An 18,871-nucleotide genomic window follows, 5' to 3' on the forward strand; every position below is an offset into this window, starting at 1 on the left:
ACGGGCCAGTCTGACATGCGCATATGTTTTGATGGTCGCATGACAGCTCTCGTGGGCCCCATCACTCCGCGTCCGGGAGTTCCGCTTCGGGTCGAGGTCTACGACCGGATCGCGGGCGCCATCCGCACCGGTGCGCTGTCGCCGGAATCCCTGCTCCCCAGCGAAAGCGAGCTGGGCGAGGCGATGGAGGTCAGCCGCACCGTCATGCGGGAGGCGCTGCTATTGCTCGAGGAGGACGGGCTTCTCCGATCGCGCCGAGGAATCGGGCGAGTCGTCTCCGCCGCTCAGCCGGCCGTGGGCTTCGAGCGCCTGCGCCCGATGGAGCAGATTCTCTCGGAGCGGTTCCCTGATCTCTCTGTGAGCCGCACGGAGGTGACGCTGCAGCGGGAATCCGTGTCGTTCATCGCCGAGGGACTCGGCATCACGCCGACGTCACCGAGTCTGTTCGTCGAGTCCGTGCTGTCCAGCAACGGCGACCCCGTCGCGCTGGTACAGGAACACCTCCCGGCGGGAGAGAATCTCCGCACTTTCGGCACGCAGGTGCAGCGCCTCATCGAGAACATCGATCAAGGGCGCACATGCCTCGGCTCTCTGACGGCCGAGCTCGGCCCGGCCTTCGGCACAGGGCGCACGGAGCTTACTGCAGGCACGCCGGGGGTGGTTCGTGCGAAGCTGCTGACGATCCGGCCCACCTCGCCGGTTCTGATCGTGACGCAGACGGTTCACCTGGCCTCCCGGCCCCTCTACCTGTCCAAGGTCATCCTCCGCCCGGAGGCCGGACCGCTGGAGATCAACCACTCCGCGGGACGAGGGCGCCTGTCAGCGTGACAGGATTCCTGCGCGGCACCGTGTGGGCTCGGAGCACACATGGTTTCGCGAGGCGGGCGCGATACCGTCGAGGTGGTGCGTCTGCTTCCGGGCGCACCTGCCGCAAGCGGCAGAGCACCATTGAAGGAGCACCCGTGTCCGTTCTCGAGCCCAGTCTCGTCCCTGTCTTCGACGAAGTCGTCCGCCGCAATCCCGGGGAGGCGGAGTTCCACCAGGCCGTGCGCGAGGTGTTCGAGAGCCTCGCACCGGTCGTGGCCAAGCATTCGCAGTATGCCGACGAAGAGATCATCCGACGCCTCTGCGAGCCCGAGCGTCAGATCATCTTCCGCGTACCGTGGACCGACGACGCCGGACATGTCCAGCTGAACCGCGGATTCCGCGTCGAGTTCAACTCGGCCCTGGGCCCGTACAAGGGCGGATTGCGCTTCCACCCGAGCGTGTACCTCGGCATCGTGAAATTCCTCGGGTTCGAGCAGATCTTCAAGAACGCGCTGACCGGAATGCCGATCGGCGGCGCCAAGGGCGGCAGCGACTTCGACCCGAAGGGCCGCTCGAACGGCGAAGTCATGCGCTTCTGTCAGTCGTTCATGACGGAGTTGTACCGTCACCTCGGCGAGCACACCGATGTGCCAGCCGGCGACATCGGCGTCGGCGGACGGGAGATCGGTTATCTGTTCGGTCAGTACAAGCGCATCACCAACCGCTACGAGTCGGGCGTGCTGACCGGCAAGGGCCTCACCTGGGGCGGCTCGCAGGTGCGCACGGAAGCCACCGGGTACGGCGTGGTGTTCTTCGTCGACGAGATGCTGCGTGAGGCGGACGACGGGCTCGAGGGCAAGCGGGTGGTCGTGTCGGGTTCGGGCAACGTCGCCATCTACGCCATCGAGAAGGTGCACCAGCTCGGCGGCACCGTCGTCGCCTGCTCGGATTCGTCGGGATACGTCGTGGATGAGGCAGGCATCGACCTCGATCTGCTCAAAGACATCAAGAACGTCCGCCGCGCCCGCATGAGTGTTTACGCCGATGAACGCCGCGGCGCGGAGTTCGTCTCCGGCGGATCCATCTGGGACGTCGCGTGCGACATCGCGCTCCCCTGCGCGACGCAGAACGAACTGGATGCCGCCGGCGCGGAGGCGCTCGCGCGGGGCGGCTGCCGGATCGTGGCCGAGGGCGCGAACATGCCCACGACGCCCGATGCGATTCGCGTCCTGCGTGAGGCGGGCGTGCAGTTCGCGCCGGGCAAGGCCGTCAACGCCGGCGGGGTGGCCACCAGCGCGCTGGAGATGCAGCAGAACGCGTCTCGCGACTCCTGGACGTTTCCGCACACGGAGGAACGGCTCGAGCAGATCATGCGTTCCATCCACGACCGGTGCCTCGAGACCGCAGACGAGTACGGCGTGCCGGGCGACTACGTCGCAGGGGCGAACATCTCCGCGTTCATCCACGTGGCCGACGCGATGCTCGCCCTCGGCCACATCTGACCCGTCGGGTCACCCCAGGGTGACGCCGAAGGCGAGCCCGAGCAGATAGGTGACCGCGGCGGCGCCGTATCCGATGAACAGTTGCCGGACGGCGCGGCGAAGCGGCGACGCCCCGGAGAGCAATCCCACCGTGGCGCCGGTCGCCAGCAACGCGGCACCTACGAGCAGGAGCGCCACCACGATGGCTGCGACCCCGGAGAGCCCGAAGATCCACGGGAGCACGGGGATGACCGCTCCCGAGGCGAAGAAGAGGAAGCTCGAGGATGCGGCGCGCCAGGCGCTTCCGACGATCTCGTGCGCGTCGCCGGGATCGGGTTCGCCCGCCCGCGCCGCACCGCGCCCGGTGGCCTGAGCCGCCGAGACGACGCGGCGTGCCCGATCGCGGGACTCGTCGATGGGAAGACCGCGCGTGCGATAGACCAGGGCCAATTCGTTCGCGTCGAGGTCGAGGAACGGCAACGCCTCGTCGGCGTACTCGTTCGGCTGCGTGGCCTGCAGCAGCTCTCGCTGCGAACGCACCGAGACGAACTCCCCGGCCGCCATCGACAGCGCCCCGGCGAGGAGGCCGGCGAGGCCGCTGAAAAGCACGAAACCAGGGGCGATCCCGGTCGCGCCGATTCCCATCACCAGCGCGAGGTTGGAGACCAGTCCGTCGTTGGCGCCGAAGACCGCCGCGCGGAAGGTGCCCGACAGTCGTCGGCGCCCGCGTGCAGCGAGCCCGCGAACGACTTCGTGGTGCACCTTCTCATCGGCAGCCATCGCCGCCGTCGCGTACGGTTCGTCTTCGTACGGCGAGCGCCCCTCCGCATTCTGGGCCAGTGCCAGCACGAAAAGCCAGCCGAAGTGCCGCGCCATCCACGCGAGGAGCGTGGTTCCCATGCCCGGGCGCGGTGCCCGCCGGGGCTCGCCGCCGAGAAGGTCGAGCCAGTGGGCCGCGTGGCGCGCCTCTGCGTCGGCCAGAGCGAGGAGGATCTCCCGTTCCTCGCCCTCCCGGCGGGTGGCGAGTTCGTGGTAGACCCGCGCTTCGGCGCGTTCATCCACGAGGTACCGCGCCCAGCGCCGACGATCTCGCTCTGTCGGCAGGGCGCGGGTCACGAGAGCTCCGATCGGGTGGTGAGCTTCCACGCTATCCGCGGGGATGGGCCGGGCCGGCCCCGGCGGCGGAACTTCCAGCATTTCGGGGTTCCGAAGCGCGTCCTCCCCGTTTGTCACGAGTGGACCCGGCGACGCAGCACCTCGATACGCGCCTGCAGCTGCGCGACGGTCGCGTGCGAGACGGCCGGCCCGCCGCACACGCGCCGCAGTTCCGCGTGGACCAGTCCGTGCGCTTCGCCGGTCTGCCGCGCATACAGACCCACGAGGCTGTTGAGCAGTTGACGCTGCTCCTTCAGGGTTCGGTGCAGGGGTTGAGGCAGGCCCGCTGCGGGGGCGTCGGATGCCTCGCCCTGCTCGGGTGCCTGCGCCTCCTGCGCCTCGCGCGCGGTGCGGTGCCGGGATTGCCGGGAGACGCGCGACATCAGCACCTCGTGCACCTGGTCGGGTTCGAGCAGGCCGGGAATACCGAGGAACTCCTCCTCCTCGGGCGTTCCGGGGATCGCCAGCTGACCGAAGTCCTTCCCGTCGAACATCACCCGATCGAAGTGGGCGAGAGAGCCGAGCGCCTGGAAGCTGAACTCTTCCGTGAGCCCGTCGGAGGCCTTCTCCTCGCGCTCGGCGGCGTCCATCATGTCTTCTTCGGCGTTCCACTGATCGTCGTCGGAGTCGCGATCCAGCGCGTGGTCACGCTGCCGTTCGAGCTCACCGGCGAGGGCCAGGAGGATCGGCACGTTGGGAAGGAACACGCTCGCGGTCTCCCCGCGACGCCGCGCCCGCACGAAACGGCCGATCGCCTGCGCGAAGAACAGCGGTGTTGCCGCCGACGTCGCGTACACCCCCACGGCCAGGCGCGGCACGTCGACGCCCTCCGACACCATCCGCACGGCCACCATCCACCGGCTCGTGCTCTGGGCGAACTGCTCGATGCGCGAGGATGCCTCGGCCTCGTCCGAGAGCACGACGGTCGGCTGCTCACCGGTGACGTCGGCGAGGATCGCGGCATAGGCGCGCGCAGCGGTCTGGTCCGTGGCGATCACGAGTCCACCCGCATCCGGGATGTGCTGACGCACCTCGGTCAGCCGCCGGTCAGCGGAGCGCAGCACCGCCGGGATCCACTCGCCGTTCGGGTCGAGGGCCGTGCGCCACGCCTGCGCTGTGATGTCTTTGGTGTTGTCCTGGCCGAGATGCGCTTCCATCTCGTCGCCGGCCTTGGTCCGCCACCGCATCCTCCCGGCGTAGACGAGGAACAGGACGGGGCGCACCACGCCGTCCTCCAGGGCGCGGCGGTATCCGTACGCGTAGTCGGTGCGAGAGACGCGGATGCCCTTGGCATCGGGGTGGTACTCCACGAACGGGATGGGTGCGGTGTCGCTGCGGAAGGGCGTGCCCGACAGCAGCAACCGTCGCGTCGCGCGACTGTACGCCTCGCGCAGCGCGTCGCCCCAGCTCAACGCGTCGCCGCCGTGGTGCACCTCGTCGAGGATCACGAGCGTGCGGGCGTCGAGGATCAGCCGGTGATGCACGGATGCCTTCACCGCGACCTGCGCGTAGGTCACCGCGACACCGTGGTACTGCCGAGAGGGAGCCGCGTGCCGGTTGCTGAACGCCGGATCCAGCCGGATGCCGACGCGGGCCGCCGCATCCGCCCACTGGGTCTTCAGGTGCTCGGTCGGTGCCACCACGACGATGCGGTCGACGACGCGTCGCCGCACCAGCTCGCTCGCGAGACGGAGCGCGAAGGTCGTCTTGCCGGCGCCGGGTGTCGCGGCCGCGAGGAAGTCGCGCGGACCCTTACCCACGCCGTCGGGCCCATCGAGGCCGAAGTACACGTCAAGGGCCTCGGCCTGCCACGCGCGCAGGCGCTGCGCGGTTCCCCACGGGGCTCGCTGGGGATACGTCGGTGAGAGATGCTCGGCCGCGAAGCTCCCGAAGTGCGCTTCGCTATCGGGGGAATTCTCGGGGGTGAGGAGCACGTCGTCGTCCACGTTTCCTCCCCTCTCCGTCCGGCGCGACTCACTACCCTAGGCGATGCTCCCGACTCCACCGGCCGCGGGAAGGCCGTTACCCTGGATGGCGGAGGAACGATGACGACACACCCCGACGTCCCCGCCCACACTCCCTTCGAATCACCACCCGCGCCGCATCCCTGGCGCCGCTTCATCGCGATCGGCGACTCCTTCACGGAGGGTGTCGGCGACCCCGAACCCGGCTCCCCCGCCGGTCTCCGCGGGTGGGCCGACCGCGTCGCCGAGGTGCTCGCCGCGCAGGCCGACGACTTCGCGTACGCCAATCTCGCCGTGCGGGGAAAGCTCATCGGCCAGATCGTCGCCGACCAGATCGAGCCGGCCATCGCCCTCGCGCCGGACCTCATCACCTTCTCGGCGGGAGGCAACGACGTCATCCGCCCCGGCAGCGACCCCGACGCGGTGGCTCAGCAGTTCCAGGACGCCGTCGTGCGCCTGTCCCGCACCGGCGCCACGCTCGTGGTGTTCACGGGCATCGACACCCAGTTCACGCCGGTGTTCCGCGGCATCCGCGGCAAGGTCGCCATCTTCAACGAGCACATTCGCGTGATCGCCGCCGCCCACGACTGCATCGTCGCCGACCAGTGGGGTCTGCGGGTCGTGCAGGACGGGCGGTTCTTCGACGACGACCGTCTGCACTACAACTCCCTCGGCCATCACGAAGTCGCGCGCATGGTGCTGCGGACTCTCAACGTGCCGAACGACCTCCAGCCGATGCAGCCCGAGCCGCTCCCGCGGACGACCTGGCGCGCGGCGCGCGGGCACGACATCCTGTGGGCGCGCGAGTACCTCATGCCCTGGGTGCTCCGGCGCTTGCGTCACAAGTCCTCGGGGGACGACCTCACACCCAAGCGCCCCGAGCCCCTCCCGGTCGCGCACTCGGACACCTCACGTTCGGCCGGAACCGCGGAAGCCCCCGGGGGTGCTCCGGTACCTGCGGCCGAGCCGGACCGCCCTGGCCCCGAGGCCGACCACCCCGGCCCCGAACATCCGGGCGGCGAGCAGGGCACGCCCGGCTGAGCCGCCGCATCCCCGCGCAATTCGAGGGGATCACGCGAATCGAGGAGCCTCTGCCCCGAACCGGTCCTCGATGACCGGGATCCCCTCGATTTCCGGGTGAGCGTTCACCTAGCTGCGGTCGCGCGGGCGCAGCGCCCAGAGCGCGACCGCGGATGCCGCCGCGACGTTGAGGGAGTCCACTCCCCCGGCCATCGGAATGGTCACCACGGTGTCCGCGGCAGCGAGCGCACGCCGGCTCAGGCCGTCGCCCTCGGCTCCGAGGAGAAGCGCGACGCGCTCCGGGCGGGATGCGGCGAAGTCGTCCAGTGACACCGCATCCGCCGACAGCGCGAGCGCGGCGATGTGCAGGCCCGCTTCGTGCAGGAGCGGACCGGCCGCATCCCACTCCGGCAGGCGCGTCCACGGGACCTGGAAGACCGTCCCCATGCTGACGCGCACACTGCGGCGATAAAGCGGGTCGGCGCACCGCGGCGTCACGAGCACGGCGTCGGCACCCAGGGCCGCGACGCTGCGGAACGCGGCTCCGACGTTGGTGTGGTCGACGATGTCCTCCAGGATCACCACGAGCCGCGCTCCGGCGACCACCTCGGCCACGGGCCGCAGGGCGGGACGATGCATCGCCGCCAGCATCCCCCGGTGCACGGCGTACCCCGTCACCTGGGCCGCCACCTCTTCCGGCACGACGTAGACGGGCACGTCGTCGTCGGGCACCAGATGCTGGGCGTCGTCGAGCCATTTCTCCTGCACGAGCAGCGAGCGGGGCCGATGTCCCGCAGCCAGCGCCCGGGAGAGCACTTTGGCGGACTCGGCGATGTAGAGCCCCTCGGCCGGTTCGCGCACCCGGCGGAGGGCCACATCGGTGAGGTCGCGATAGTCGCTCAACCGGGGGTCGGCGGCATCCGCGATTTCGACCACGAGCATGCATTCACTCTGCCATTTCCCGAAGGCCTCCCGAGCCGCCCACCGACGCCGGGCATCGGGCGTCAGGGGTCCGGCACGCGCCTACACTCGACATCGGAGGTGGAGGGTGTCTTCTGTGTTCGCCCAGGATGCTGCGGTGGCGGCGTCGGTCGAACGTGCCATCGAGGCGCTGGAAGGTCGCCGTCTCGCGATCCTCACGGGGGCGGGGGTCTCGACGGATTCCGGGATCCCCGACTATCGCGGCGCGGGCGCTCCCGTGCGCACCCCCATGACCGCGCAGCAGTTTCTGGCGAGCGAAGGCGCGCGGCGCCGGTACTGGGTGGGGAGCCACCTGGGCTGGCGCACCTTCGCCGCGGCCCGACCCAACCCCGGGCACGCCGCCATCGCCGATCTCGAGCGCGCGGGCGCGGCGACCGGCGTCATCACGCAGAACGTGGACGGCCTGCACATTCGCGCCGGCAGCCGCCGGGTCGTCGAGCTGCACGGCACGATGCGGCGGGTCTTCTGCACGCACTGCGGCCAGGTGTTCGACCGCCGCGACCTCGCCGAGCGGGTCGAGGCCGACAATCCGTGGCTCCGTGTCGACCAGGACGTGCCGCTCGGACCCGACGGCGACGTACGGCCCGAGACGGTCGAGGGCTTTCGCATCCCTGCCTGCACGGTGTGCGGGGGGATGCTCAAGCCCGACGTCGTGTTCTTCGGCGAGTTCATCCCGGCGGAGAAGTTCCGGGAGGCGGAGCAGCTGCTGCACGCGAGCGGGGCGCTCGTGGTCGCCGGATCGTCGCTCGTGGTCAACTCCGGCATCCGCCTGGTCGAGCGGGCACGGCGGCGGCGCATCCCGGTCGTGATCATCAACCGCGGCGAGACCCGCGCCGACGGCCGAGCGACGGTCAAGATCGACGCGGGCACGAGTGAGGTGCTCCCCGCGCTGCACCGGGCGCTCGCCGGGGAGCCCGGCGGATAAACTCATTCGGTGACGCTCATGACCCTCATCCGCCACGGCGAGACCGACTGGAACCGCGACGGGCGCGTGCAGGGCGCGACAGACATCCCCCTGAACGACACCGGGCGTGCACAGGCACTCGCCGCGGGGATGCTCCTGGCCGAGGATCGTGACCCCGAAACGCCCCTCGTGGTGGTCTCCAGCGACCTCTCGCGCGCGGTGGAGACCGCCGCCATCATCGCCCAGACGCTGGGGGTTGCTCCCCCGAGGCGCTACGCGGGGCTGCGCGAACGGGCGTACGGCGACGCGGAGGGGCTGGACGCCGCGGAATTCCATGCCCGCTGGGGCGATTGGCACTCCGCGCAGGTGCCCGGTGCCGAGCCGTGGCCGGACGTGCGCGTCCGCGCGGTACGCGCCATCCGGGACGTCGTCCGCGACGCGCGGCTGCTCACGGCGCCGCGCGCGCCCGAAGTGGTGGCGGTCGCGCACGGTGCGCTCATCCGCCAGGTCATCCGGCACGCCAGCGGCGACGAGCTGCCGGCCGAGGGCGAGCGGCTGCCCAACGGGTCGGCTCACCGGTTCCTCGTCGAACGCGACCGCATCCGTCTGCTGTCCTACGTCGGGGCTGCGGCCTAGACTGCGCGCATGCCTGCCCCCGCCACGGTCGACGAGTATCTCGCGTCCTTCCCGGGGGCCATCGCCGAGCGTCTTCAGCGGGTCCGTGCGGCCATCCTCGCCGAAGTGCCGGCACCGGAGGAGAAGATGCGGTACGGCATCGCCGCCGTGATGCTCGGCGGCCGGTACGCGCTGCACTACGCGGGGTGGAAGAAGCACATCGGCCTGTATCCGGTCCCTCCGCTTTCCGAGCCGCTCGAATCGGAGATCGCGCCGTACCGCACCGAGAAGGACTCCGTCGTCTTCCCGCACGCCCAGCCCATTCCGTACGACCTGATCGCCCGCGTCGCAGCCGCGATCGTGGCGCAGCGCTCCGCCGGGGGCGTCTGAGCCGAGCTCAGCCCTGCACGCGCTGCAGCACGCGTCGGGCGTGGACCAGCACCGGCTCGTCCACCATGCGCCCGTCATGGCGGAAGACCCCACCCGCGCCGGCCGCGGCCCGCAGCACACCCTCGGCCCACGCCACGGTGGCGGCGTCCGGGCGGTAGGCGGCGCGGATGATCGGCGCCTGCGACGGGTGGATGCAGGCACTCGCGGCGAACCCGGAGGCGGCAGCATCCTCGGCCTCGCTCCGGAGCCCCGCGGTGTCGGCGATGTCGAGATGCACCGCGTCGATCGCGGCCTTGTCGTGCGCCCGGGCGGCGAGGAGCACCCACGAGCGCGCGTAACGGGCGATGTCGCGATACCGGCCGCGGTCATCACGGCTGGAGGTGCCGCCCAGGCTCGCCACGAGGTCTTCCGCTCCCCACATGAGGGCGACGACGCGGTCGGATGCGGCGATCTTGTCGGCCGCGGCGACACCCTTCGCCGTCTCGCACAGCCCGATGATCGAGAACCGTTCATCGAGGGCGCGCAACGCCTTGGCCGATTCGGTCTTGGCGACCATGACCGTACGGAAGTCGGTCTGCGCGAGCGTGGCGAGGTCGGCGACGAAGGCGTCGGTGCCGGGCGCCGACACCCGGACGATCACGCGGGCCGGATCGAGCTCCGCTTCGATGAGCGCCCCGCGCGCTCGGGTCTTGTCGGCGGGCGCGACCGCGTCCTCGAGGTCGAGGATGACCGCGTCCGCGCGTTCGGCGGCCTTGGCGAAGCGTTCGGGGCGGTCGGCGGGGCAGAACAACAGCGCGGGGCCCAGGGCGAATCCGCTCATGGCCGGCCCTCTGCATCCTCGCGCCACACCAGCACGGTGCGCGTCGCGGTGGCGACGACGGTGTCGTCTTGCGATCGGCCGGTGTGGCGCAGGGTCACGACCCCCTGGCCGGGACGCGACGCGGATGGGCGTGTCGCGGTGATCTCCGTTTCGGTGTAGAGCGTGTCGTCGGGAAACAGCGGCGCGGGAAACGCGATGTCGCCGAGCCCGAGTTGAGCGACGAGGGTGCCCTGCGTCAACTGCGCCACGGATGCGCCCACCATCGTGGCGAGCGTCCACATCGAGTTCACGAGGGGGCGGCCGAACGGCTGGCTCGCCGCGTATGCGGCGTCCACGTGCAGCGCCTGCGGGTTGGCGGTGAGGGCGGAGAAGAGGATGTTGTCGGCCTGCGTGATCGTCCGCCCGGGGCGGTGAAGGTACCGCGCTCCGACCTCGAACTCCTCGAACCACAGGCCGCGCTGGAGGATGCCGCTCACAACGTCACGCTATCCCGTCAGACCGAGTGCCCGCGAAATGACGAGGAGCTGCACCTCGGTGGTGCCCTCACCGATCTCCAGGATCTTCGAGTCGCGATAGTGGCGGGCGACCGGATACTCGTTCATGAAGCCGTTTCCACCGAAGACCTGCGTGGCGTCGCGGGCGTTGTCCATCGCCGCCTCCCCCGCGACGAGTTTCGCGATGGCCGCCTCCTCCTTGAACCGCTCCCCTGCGTCCCGCAGGCGCGCGGCGTGCAGCCACGCCAGGCGGGAGGTGTGCACGCGCGCTCGCATGCGTGCGAGGAGGAACTGGATGCCCTGACGCGACGAGAGACGCTCGCCGAACACGGTGCGGCTCTTGGCGTAGTCGACCGCGGCTTCCAGGCAGCCCTCCGCCGCACCGGTGGCGAGGGCGGCGATGGCGATCCGGCCTTCGTCGAGGATGTGGAGGAAGTTCGCGTAGCCGCGGCCGCGCTCCCCGAGGAGGTTGGCCTCGGGGACTCGCGCGTCGGAGAAGGCGAGCGGATGCGTGTCGGAGGCGTGCCACCCCACCTTGTCGTAGCCGGGTCCCACGACGAATCCGGGAGTGCCGGTGGGCACGATGATGGCCGAGATCTCGGGGCGCCCGTCCGCGCCGCGGCCGGTGACCGCGGTCACTGTGACGAACCGGGTGATCGCGGTGCCGGAGTTGGTGATGAACTGCTTGGCCCCGTCGATCACCCACTCCCCGTTCTCCAGCCGCGCCGCGGTGCGCGTCGCGCCCGCGTCGCTGCCGGCCTCGGGCTCGGTGAGGCCGAACCCGGCCAGCGCGCGCCCGGCCAGGAGGTCGGGGAGGAGCTGGGTGCGCTGTGCGTCGGTGCCGAACCGGTACACCGGCATCGCGCCGAGACTCACGCCCGCTTCGAGGGTGATCGCGATCGACTGGTCCACCCGCCCGAGTGCTTCCAGCGCCACACACAGGGCGGCGTAGTCGCCGCCCTGCCCCCCGACGTCTTCGGGGAACGGGAGGCCGAACAGGCCGAGCTCACCCATCTGAGCGACGATGTCGAGAGGAAGAGTCGCCTCGCGATCCGCCTCGTACGACCGCGGCGCGACGACCTCGTCGGCGAAGGCGCGGACCATGCCCGAGAGTTCCCGCTCCTCTGCGGTCAGTCCGACGGTCAAGGTGTCAGTGGGCATCGTGGTCCTCCAGGACGGGTGGTTCGACTTCGGCGACGCTCTGGTCGCGGGCGACGGATGCTCCGAGCTGCACCCGCAACCGCGCGATCCCGTCGTGCGGGGCCGTGAGGGTGTGCTCCATCTTCATGGCTTCGATCGTCAGCATCTTCTCGCCCGCGTTCACACGGGAGCCCTCCGTGACGTGCACGGCGACCACCGTGCCGGGGAGCGGCGCGAGGAGTGCGGGGTTGCGCTGTGCCGCGACGGCGCCTTCCCGCTCGCGCAGTGTCGCGTCGCGCCGGGAGACCGGGACGACCCGTGCGGTCACCCCGTCGTCGTGCACCCAGACGGCGCCGTCGGCTGCGCGGGCCACGACGGCGCTGGGCGAGGGCGCCGCGTTCCCGTCGACCGTGGCGGTGCCCGCGTCGGTGTCGAAGATGGTGCGCACCTCCGCGGAACGGCCGCCGGCTCGCCAGCCGTCGCGGGCCTCCCACAGGTCGCCGCGGGGCGGTGCGACAGCATCACGGGCGGCAGCGAGGATCGCCGGTGAAGGCGGCTCCTCTTCTTCGGACGGCAGCCGGTCGAGCAGTCCGGTGTCGAGGTCTCCCCGGCGAACCCGCTGGTCGGCGAGGATCGTGCGGAGGTAGGCGATATTCGTCTCCACGCCGAGCAGGACCGTGCCGGCCAGGGCCGCATCCAGTCGCGACAGCGCGCTGGCCCGGTCGGCGCCATGCGCGATGACCTTCGCCACGAGAGGGTCGTAGTCCACGCCCACCCGACTGCCGCTCTCGACGGCGGCGTCGGTGCGCGCTCCGGGGGCCGGCCGCCAGGCGAGCACGTCGCCGGTTGCCGGCAGGAATCCCCGTGCCGGGCGTTCGGCGTACACGCGGGCCTCCATCGCCCACCCCTCTACGCGGACGTCCGCCTGCGTGAAGTCCAGCGGTCGCCCGGCCGCGACCCGTACCTGCTGCTCGACGAGGTCGAGCCCGGTGACCAGCTCGGTGACGGGATGCTCCACCTGCAGGCGCGTGTTCATCTCGAGGAAGAAGAATTCCTCCGGGTTCTCGCCCGACACCAGGAATTCCACGGTGCCCGCGCCGCGATAATCGACGCTGGCCGCTGCCGCGCACGCGGCCGCCCCCAATCGCGCGCGCAGGCCGGGCGTCACGATCGGCGACGGAGCCTCCTCGATTACCTTCTGGTGCCGCCGCTGAAGAGTGCACTCCCGCTCGCCGAGGTGCACGACGGTTCCGGCTTCGTCGGCGAGCACCTGCACCTCGATGTGACGGGGCGCCGACACGAACCTCTCCAGAAGCAGGGTGTCGTCGCCGAAGGCCGCGGTGGCGACGCGGCGCGCGGTGGCCAGGGCCGCCGGCAGGTCCGCCGCATCCCGCACCACCTCCATACCCTTGCCCCCGCCGCCGGCCGACGGCTTGACGATCACCGGGTAGCCGACCTCGACGGCCCGGGCGGCGATCTCGGCGTCGGTCATCCCCTCCGCCCCGAAACCGGGCACGATCGGCACCCCGGATGCGGCGACATGGTCGCGGGCGCGGATCTTGTCGCCCATGATGTCGATCGCCCGCTCCCCCGGCCCGATGAAGACGATTCCGCCCTCCGCGCAGGCGCGGGCGAAGGCGGCGTTCTCGGACAGGAACCCGTACCCGGGGTGGATGGCGTCGGCGCCGGTGGCCCGGGCGGCCGCGAGGACCGCGTCGATGTCCAGGTACGACCCCCGGGCGGCGGCGGGTCCGATGCGCACGGCGGTGTCGGCTTCCCGCACGTGCGGCTCACCGGCGTCGGCGTCGCTGTACACGGCGACCGATCGGATGCCCAGGCGCCGAAGCGTCCGGATGACGCGGCGGGCGATCTCACCGCGGTTGGCGACGAGGACGGTGCCGAACACCTCGACAGGCTCGGTGGGACCCATGGCGCTCACATCCGGAAGACGCCGAAGCGCGGATCGGGAAGCGGGGACCGGGACACGACCTCCAGCGCAAGGCCGAGCACGGTGCGGGTGTCGGCGGGGTCGAGGATGCCGTCATCCCACAGCCGGGCGGTGGCGTAGTACGGGTCGCCCTGCGCGTCGTAGCGGTCGCGAACGGGGGCGCGGAACGCCTCTTCGTCCTCGGGCGACCACTCCTGGCCCCGTGCGTCGAGCTGATCTCGTTTGACCGTGGCGAGGACGGCCGCGGCCTGAGTCCCGCCCATGACCGAGATGCGGGCGGCCGGCCAGGTCCACAGGAACCGCGGGTCGTACGCGCGTCCGCACATGGCGTAGTTGCCGGCGCCGAACGAGCCGCCGATGATCACCGTCAGTTTGGGTACCCGGGTGGTCGCCACGGCGGTGACCATCTTCGCGCCGTCCTTCGCGATACCGCCGGCCTCGGCATCCTTTCCGACCATGAAGCCGGAGATGTTCTGCAGGAACAGCAGCGGGATGCCGCGCTGATCGCAGAGTTCGATGAAGTGCGCCGCCTTGAGCGCCGATTCGCTGAAGAGCACTCCGTTGTTCGCGACGATCCCGACGGGATGCCCGTGGATACGTGCGAACACGGTGACGATCGTGGTGGCGTACTCGCGCTTGAACTCGTGTACCGAGTCGGCGTCGACCAGTCGGTCGAGCACGGCGTGCACGTCGTAGGGCTGCGTGACGTCGACGGGCACGACGTCGTACAGGGTGGCGGGGTCTGCCGCGGGTGGGACGGATGCGGTGACCTCCCATGACCGCGGGGCGGGCTTGGGCAGCGTCGCGACGATGTCACGCACGATCTCGAGTGCGTGCGCGTCGTTCTCGGCAAGGTGATCGACCACCCCGGAGCGGCGCGCGTGCACGTCTCCCCCGCCGAGCTCCTCGGCGGTGACGGTCTCGCCGATCGCGGCCTTCACCAGCGGCGGGCCGCCGAGGAAGATCGTCCCCTGGCCCCGGACGATCACGGTCTCGTCACTCATCGCCGGCACATACGCGCCGCCGGCGGTGCACGAGCCCAGGACGGCGGCGATCTGCCCGACGCCCTCAGCGGAGAGACGTGCCTGGTTGCGGAAGATCCGCCCGAAGTGGTCGCGGTCGGGGAACACCTCGTCCTGCATCGGCAGGTAGGCGCCTCCGGAATCGACCAGGTACACGCACGGCAGGCGGTTCTCGAGGGCGATCTCCTGAGCACGGAGGTGCTTCTTCACGGTCAGCGGGAAGTACGCGCCGCCCTTCACCGTCGCGTCGTTGGCGACGACCATCACGAGGCGGCCGTGCACGAGACCGATGCCGGCGACCACGCCGGCGGCGGGGGCATCCCCGTCGTACATTCCCTCGGCGGCGAGCGGCGCGACCTCCAGGAAGGGGCTTCCCTCGTCCAGGAGACGGTCGACCCGGTCGCGAGCGAGGAGCTTGCCGCGGGCGACATGACGGTCGCGGGCGGTGTCGGAGCCGCCGCGTGCCACCTGGGCGAGGCGGTCGCGGAGGCGGTCGGCGAGTGCGGCTTGCGTCGCGTGCGTCGGTGCGGTCCGGGTGGTCGTCATCTCAGCGCAGCAGCATCGCTCGGCCGGGTGCGCGCAGCACGCCGGCGACATCCATGAGGAAGCCGGCGGCCTCCGCGCCGTCGGCGAGGCGGTGGTCGAACGACAGGCTGAGCGTCATGACGTCGCGGAGCGCGATGTCGCCGTGATGCTCCCACGGCTGACGTCGTATCGCTCCGACGGCGAGGATGCCCGCCTCCCCGGGGTTGAGGATGGGGACTCCGCCGTCCACACCGAACACCCCGACGTTGGTGATGGTGAACGTGCCGCCACTGAGCTGGACCGGGGTGAGCGACCCGGCACGCGCCGTGGACACCAGGTCGCCGATGGAGTCGGCCAGATCCACCAGGGTGAGCGTCTCGGCGTCCCGCACGTTCGGGACGACGAGGCCCCGCGCGCTGGCGACGGCGATGCCGAGGTTCACGTACGAGGGCTGGATGATCTCTCCCGCCTCCTCGTCCCAGCGCGAGCCGAGCACCGGGGTGCGCCCGAGTGCCAGGCACACGGCCTTCGCGGTGACGGCGAGGATGCCGAGGCGGTGGCCGTCCAGCGCCCGGTCGTGCGACAGTTCGTCGAGGAGGCGCACCGTCTCGGTGACATCGACGGTGACGAAGGTCGCGGCGTGCGGCGCGGTGAAGGCACTGCGCACCATCGCCGCAGCGGTGTGCTTGCGGACGCCCCGGATGGGGATGCGGGTGACCCGGGGGTCGCTCGCTGCCGCGGGCCGGGCTGCGGCCTCCACGTCGGCGCGCGTGATCAGGCCGTCGCGTCCGCCCAGCGCATCGAGGTCGACGCCGAGCGTTTTGGCGAGGCGGCGCACCGGCGGGCTGGAGCGGGGCCGTTCCCGCTCGCCCGCCTCGCGCGCCGGAGCCGTTCCGGGCCCCGCGGCCGGGAGCCCGCGTCGGGGGCGACGGTGCGGACGCGCACCCGATCGCCCGACCGCGCCATACCCGACGAGGGTCGGTTGCCGACCGTCGGTCGACTCCGACTCGTCGCGTGACGGCCGCTGCGCGGAGGCGGGCACGTGCGCGCGTTCCGGCTCCGGCTCCCGCTCCCGCTCCCGCTGGGAGGCAACCTCCGGTGCCGACCCGGTCGCGACCGGGTCGGCGGCGGGGCTCGGCGCGTCCTCGCCGGGCACGGAGAAGGTCACCAGGGGCGCGCCCACCTGCACGGTGTCGCCGGCTGCGGCGTGCAGGTGCTGGACGGCACCGGCGAACGGCGACGGCAGCTCCACGACCGCCTTGGCTGTCTCCACCTCCGCGATCGTCTGGTTGAGATGCACCGCGTCGCCCTCGGCGACGAGCCACTGCACGAGCTCCGCGTCGGTGAGCCCCTCCCCGAGGTCGGGGAGTCGGAATTCCTGGATCATCGCGGCATCCCCTGCAGGTCGTGTTCGCGGCCGAGCACGCGGTCGACGGCCGCGAGGATGCGGTCGAGGTCGGGAAGGTGGTGACGCTCGAGCTTGGCGGGCGGGTAGGGGATGTCATGACCGGTGACGCGCTGGGGAGCGGCTTCCAGGTAATCGAAGCAGCGCTCGGTGATGCTGGCGACCAGCTCCGCCCCCACTCCCGCCTCGCGCGCTGCCTCGTGCGTGACCACCGCGCGGCCCGTCTTGCGCACGGATGCGGTGACGGCACCGTAGTCCACCGGGGAGATCGATCGCAGGTCGAGGACTTCGATCGATACCCCCTCATCCTCTGCGGCGAGAGCGGCGTCCAGGGCGATCGGAACCTGCGCGCCGTAAGTGACGAGAGTGACGTCGGTGCCTTCGCGCACCACGCGGGCGAGCCCCATCGGCGGCTCATCGGCGAGATCGAGGTCGAGGTCGACCTCGCCCTTCGTGTGGTACAGCCGCTTGGGCTCGAAGAAGACCACCGGGTCATCGCTCGCGATCGCCTGGCGCAGCAGCACATAGGCGTCGCGGGGGTCGGATGCGGCAACCACGCGCAGACCGGCCGTGTGGACGAAGTACGCCTCGGGCGACTCGGAGTGGTGCTCGGCCGCGCCGATGCCGCCCGCCCACGGGATACGGATCGTCAGCGGCATCTTCACCACGCCGCGCGTGCGGTAGTGGAGCTTCGCCACCTGGCAGACGATCTGATCGAACGCGGGATACACGAACCCGTCGAACTGGATCTCCACCACGGGCCGGTAGCCGCGGAAGGCGAGCCCCACGGCGGCGCCCATGATGCCGGCCTCGGCCAGCGGCGTGTCGATCACGCGCTCCGGGCCGAACCGGTCGAGCAGCCCGTCGGTGACCCGGAAAACTCCGCCGAGCTTCCCGATGTCTTCCCCGAGGAGCAGCACACGGGGGTCGTCCTGCATGGCGGTGCGAAGACCCGCACCCACCGCCTGGGCGAGAGTCAGCCGAGTCATGCCTCCACCTCCGTGTCGGCGAATGCCGCGAGATACGCCTCGTAGTCGCGGCGCTGTTCGGCAAGACCCGAATGCGGCTCGGCGTAGACGGTGTCGAGCACCTCGACACCGGGGAGGGTCTGCGCGCCGATGCACGCCGCACGCACCTCGGCGGCCAGGGCGTCGCCAGCGGCTGCCACCTCGGAAACCGCCTCATCGTCGAGGATCCCCTCGCCGCGCAGGTAGGTCTCGAACCGGGAGATCGGGTCGCGGCGTTCCCAGCGCTCGAGTTCCGCAGCATCCCGGTACCGGGTCGGGTCATCCGCGGTGGTGTGCGGCCCCATCCGGTACGTCACAGCCTCGAGGAGCGTCGGTCCCTCGCCCCGACGGGCACGGTCGCGCGCCCAGCGCATCGCCGCGTAGCAGGCGAGAACGTCATTGCCGTCGATCCGCAGGCTCGGCACCCCGAAGCCGGCTCCGCGAGCGGCCAGCGGCACCCTCGACTGGACGTCGACCGGCTCGGAGATCGCCCACTGATTGTTGGAGCAGACGAACACGACGGGCGCCTGGTAGGAGGCGGAGAACACCAGCGCCTCGTTGACGTCGCCCTGACTCATCGCCCCATCGCCGAAGTACGCCACCGCGATCTCGTCCGCGTGATCGCGCTGGATGCCCATCGCGTAGCCGGTGGCGTGCAGTGCATGGGCTCCGATGATCACCTGCATGGGCGCCATCCGCAGCCGCTCGGTGTCGTAGGCGGTGTGCGCCTCGCCCCGCCACGCGAGCACGAACTCCTGCGGACGCCCTCCCCGTGCCAGCAGTACCCCGGTCTCGCGGTAGCTGGGGAAGATCATGTCGGCGGCGGCGAGGGCGTGGGTGGTGCCGACCTGGACAGCCTCCTGGCCGCGGCAGGGCGGCCACAGACCCAGCTGCCCCTGGCGCTGCAGGGCGAAGCCCTCGGCGTCGACCCGGCGGGTGAGGATCATGTCGCGGTACAGCGTGCGCAGCGCGGCGGGGTCGAGCGCATCCAGCCAGGGATCCAGCGTGGGGTCGGCCACGCGCTCGCCGTCGGCGGTGAGCAATCGTGCCGCGTCATCCACGGACACCGCGGGACCGGCTGTCGGGGTTGGAGTGTGCACCATCGTCATACCTCCAGGTCGGCCCGCGGCCCTCGTGGGGCCCCGAAGCGTCCGGCGCCGGCGGCGTCGCCGACAGGCCGACCATACGTCCGG

At 71.2% G+C, this 18,871-nt stretch carries 17 protein-coding genes; 6 read left to right on the plus strand and 11 right to left on the minus strand.

The window, feature by feature from the left end; translation table 11 throughout:
• Positions 1 to 39: 39 nt before the first annotated feature.
• Positions 40 to 828: a GntR family transcriptional regulator gene (locus AC4FS1_RS04640; RefSeq protein ID WP_491153078.1), complete on the plus strand. Its 789-nt coding sequence runs from the start codon at positions 40 to 42 to the stop codon at positions 826 to 828.
• 134 nt (positions 829 to 962) lie between these two features.
• Positions 963 to 2,309, plus strand: coding sequence for an NADP-specific glutamate dehydrogenase (gene gdhA / locus AC4FS1_RS04645; protein WP_491153080.1), 1,347 nt, complete (start codon positions 963 to 965; stop codon positions 2,307 to 2,309).
• 9 nt (positions 2,310 to 2,318) lie between these two features.
• On the opposite strand, the gene AC4FS1_RS04650 is transcribed toward gdhA, so the two are convergent.
• Positions 2,319 to 3,485: a VIT1/CCC1 transporter family protein gene (locus tag AC4FS1_RS04650; protein ID WP_491153082.1), complete on the minus strand. Its 1,167-nt coding sequence runs from the start codon at positions 3,483 to 3,485 to the stop codon at positions 2,319 to 2,321.
• A gap of 32 nt (positions 3,486 to 3,517) precedes the next feature.
• Entirely contained in the window at positions 3,518 to 5,389 is a 1,872-nt protein-coding gene (locus AC4FS1_RS04655) for a DEAD/DEAH box helicase (RefSeq protein ID WP_491153084.1), read from the minus strand.
• A 99-nt stretch (positions 5,390 to 5,488) separates the two neighbouring features.
• On the opposite strand from AC4FS1_RS04655, the gene AC4FS1_RS04660 reads away from it, so the two are divergent.
• On the plus strand, positions 5,489 to 6,448 hold the full coding sequence (locus AC4FS1_RS04660; RefSeq protein ID WP_491153086.1) for an SGNH/GDSL hydrolase family protein: 960 nt from the start codon (positions 5,489 to 5,491) through the stop codon (positions 6,446 to 6,448).
• 108 nt (positions 6,449 to 6,556) lie between these two features.
• On the opposite strand, the gene AC4FS1_RS04665 is transcribed toward AC4FS1_RS04660, so the two are convergent.
• Entirely contained in the window at positions 6,557 to 7,369 is an 813-nt protein-coding gene (locus AC4FS1_RS04665) for a TrmH family RNA methyltransferase (RefSeq protein WP_491153088.1), read from the minus strand.
• 106 nt (positions 7,370 to 7,475) lie between these two features.
• On the opposite strand from AC4FS1_RS04665, the gene AC4FS1_RS04670 reads away from it, so the two are divergent.
• From AC4FS1_RS04670 to AC4FS1_RS04680, 3 genes are read left to right on the plus strand one after another with little or no spacing between them, the layout of a single operon-like run.
• On the plus strand, positions 7,476 to 8,333 hold the full coding sequence (locus AC4FS1_RS04670) for a Sir2 family NAD-dependent protein deacetylase (protein ID WP_491153091.1): 858 nt from the start codon (positions 7,476 to 7,478) through the stop codon (positions 8,331 to 8,333).
• A gap of 18 nt (positions 8,334 to 8,351) precedes the next feature.
• Positions 8,352 to 8,948 carry a histidine phosphatase family protein gene (locus AC4FS1_RS04675; protein ID WP_491155640.1) on the plus strand — a complete coding sequence of 199 codons (597 nt, stop codon included), beginning with the start codon at positions 8,352 to 8,354 and terminating at the stop codon, positions 8,946 to 8,948.
• A 9-nt stretch (positions 8,949 to 8,957) separates the two neighbouring features.
• Positions 8,958 to 9,317: an iron chaperone gene (locus AC4FS1_RS04680; protein WP_491153093.1), complete on the plus strand. Its 360-nt coding sequence runs from the start codon at positions 8,958 to 8,960 to the stop codon at positions 9,315 to 9,317.
• A 7-nt stretch (positions 9,318 to 9,324) separates the two neighbouring features.
• Here the strand turns inward: AC4FS1_RS04680 and AC4FS1_RS04685 are convergent, their stop codons facing one another.
• The 8 genes from AC4FS1_RS04685 to pdhA are packed head-to-tail and all read right to left on the minus strand — an operon-like array spanning position 9,325 to position 18,787.
• Positions 9,325 to 10,137: an HpcH/HpaI aldolase/citrate lyase family protein gene (locus tag AC4FS1_RS04685; protein ID WP_491153095.1), complete on the minus strand. Its 813-nt coding sequence runs from the start codon at positions 10,135 to 10,137 to the stop codon at positions 9,325 to 9,327.
• On the minus strand, positions 10,134 to 10,613 hold the full coding sequence (locus tag AC4FS1_RS04690; RefSeq protein ID WP_491153096.1) for a MaoC family dehydratase: 480 nt from the start codon (positions 10,611 to 10,613) through the stop codon (positions 10,134 to 10,136). The genes AC4FS1_RS04685 and AC4FS1_RS04690 overlap by 4 nt, the downstream gene beginning before the upstream one ends.
• A gap of 9 nt (positions 10,614 to 10,622) precedes the next feature.
• Positions 10,623 to 11,792, minus strand: coding sequence for an acyl-CoA dehydrogenase family protein (locus tag AC4FS1_RS04695; RefSeq protein ID WP_491153097.1), 1,170 nt, complete (start codon positions 11,790 to 11,792; stop codon positions 10,623 to 10,625).
• Positions 11,782 to 13,701, minus strand: coding sequence for an acetyl/propionyl/methylcrotonyl-CoA carboxylase subunit alpha (locus tag AC4FS1_RS04700; protein ID WP_491153098.1), 1,920 nt, complete (start codon positions 13,699 to 13,701; stop codon positions 11,782 to 11,784). The genes AC4FS1_RS04695 and AC4FS1_RS04700 overlap by 11 nt, the downstream gene beginning before the upstream one ends.
• A gap of 5 nt (positions 13,702 to 13,706) precedes the next feature.
• The gene (locus tag AC4FS1_RS04705) at positions 13,707 to 15,287 is read right to left on the minus strand and encodes a carboxyl transferase domain-containing protein (protein WP_491153099.1); all 1,581 of its coding nucleotides are present in this window, start codon (positions 15,285 to 15,287) and stop codon (positions 13,707 to 13,709) included.
• A gap of 1 nt (position 15,288) precedes the next feature.
• A complete protein-coding gene (locus tag AC4FS1_RS04710) occupies positions 15,289 to 16,653 on the minus strand; it encodes a dihydrolipoamide acetyltransferase family protein (protein ID WP_491153100.1) in 1,365 nt (454 codons plus the stop codon).
• Complete coding sequence (locus AC4FS1_RS04715; protein WP_491153101.1) at positions 16,650 to 17,660, minus strand: alpha-ketoacid dehydrogenase subunit beta; 1,011 nt, start codon at positions 17,658 to 17,660, stop codon at positions 16,650 to 16,652. Before AC4FS1_RS04715 ends, AC4FS1_RS04710 begins: the two co-directional genes overlap by 4 nt.
• The gene (gene pdhA, locus AC4FS1_RS04720; RefSeq protein WP_491153102.1) at positions 17,657 to 18,787 is read right to left on the minus strand and encodes a pyruvate dehydrogenase (acetyl-transferring) E1 component subunit alpha; all 1,131 of its coding nucleotides are present in this window, start codon (positions 18,785 to 18,787) and stop codon (positions 17,657 to 17,659) included. The genes AC4FS1_RS04715 and pdhA overlap by 4 nt, the downstream gene beginning before the upstream one ends.
• Between the last annotated feature and the right edge of the window lie 84 nt (positions 18,788 to 18,871).

The sequence above is a fragment of the Microbacterium sp. Z12_35 genome (assembly GCF_058310475.1).

Bases quoted from the DNA above. Each gene is read 5' to 3' on its own strand.
- AC4FS1_RS04640 (WP_491153078.1), top strand. From the start codon at position 40: ATGACAGCTCTCGTGGGCCCCATCACTCCGCGTCCGGGAGTTCCGCTT.
- AC4FS1_RS04650 (WP_491153082.1), bottom strand. From the start codon at position 3,485: ATGCTGGAAGTTCCGCCGCCGGGGCCGGCCCGGCCCATCCCCGCGGAT.
- AC4FS1_RS04660 (WP_491153086.1), top strand. From the start codon at position 5,489: ATGACGACACACCCCGACGTCCCCGCCCACACTCCCTTCGAATCACCA.
- AC4FS1_RS04665 (WP_491153088.1), bottom strand. From the start codon at position 7,369: ATGCTCGTGGTCGAAATCGCGGATGCCGCCGACCCCCGGTTGAGCGAC.
- AC4FS1_RS04675 (WP_491155640.1), top strand. From the start codon at position 8,352: ATGACCCTCATCCGCCACGGCGAGACCGACTGGAACCGCGACGGGCGC.
- AC4FS1_RS04680 (WP_491153093.1), top strand. From the start codon at position 8,958: ATGCCTGCCCCCGCCACGGTCGACGAGTATCTCGCGTCCTTCCCGGGG.
- AC4FS1_RS04685 (WP_491153095.1), bottom strand. From the start codon at position 10,137: ATGAGCGGATTCGCCCTGGGCCCCGCGCTGTTGTTCTGCCCCGCCGAC.
- AC4FS1_RS04695 (WP_491153097.1), bottom strand. From the start codon at position 11,792: ATGCCCACTGACACCTTGACCGTCGGACTGACCGCAGAGGAGCGGGAA.
- AC4FS1_RS04700 (WP_491153098.1), bottom strand. From the start codon at position 13,701: ATGGGTCCCACCGAGCCTGTCGAGGTGTTCGGCACCGTCCTCGTCGCC.
- AC4FS1_RS04705 (WP_491153099.1), bottom strand. From the start codon at position 15,287: ATGACGACCACCCGGACCGCACCGACGCACGCGACGCAAGCCGCACTC.
- AC4FS1_RS04710 (WP_491153100.1), bottom strand. From the start codon at position 16,653: ATGATCCAGGAATTCCGACTCCCCGACCTCGGGGAGGGGCTCACCGAC.
- AC4FS1_RS04715 (WP_491153101.1), bottom strand. From the start codon at position 17,660: ATGACTCGGCTGACTCTCGCCCAGGCGGTGGGTGCGGGTCTTCGCACC.
- pdhA (WP_491153102.1), bottom strand. From the start codon at position 18,787: ATGACGATGGTGCACACTCCAACCCCGACAGCCGGTCCCGCGGTGTCC.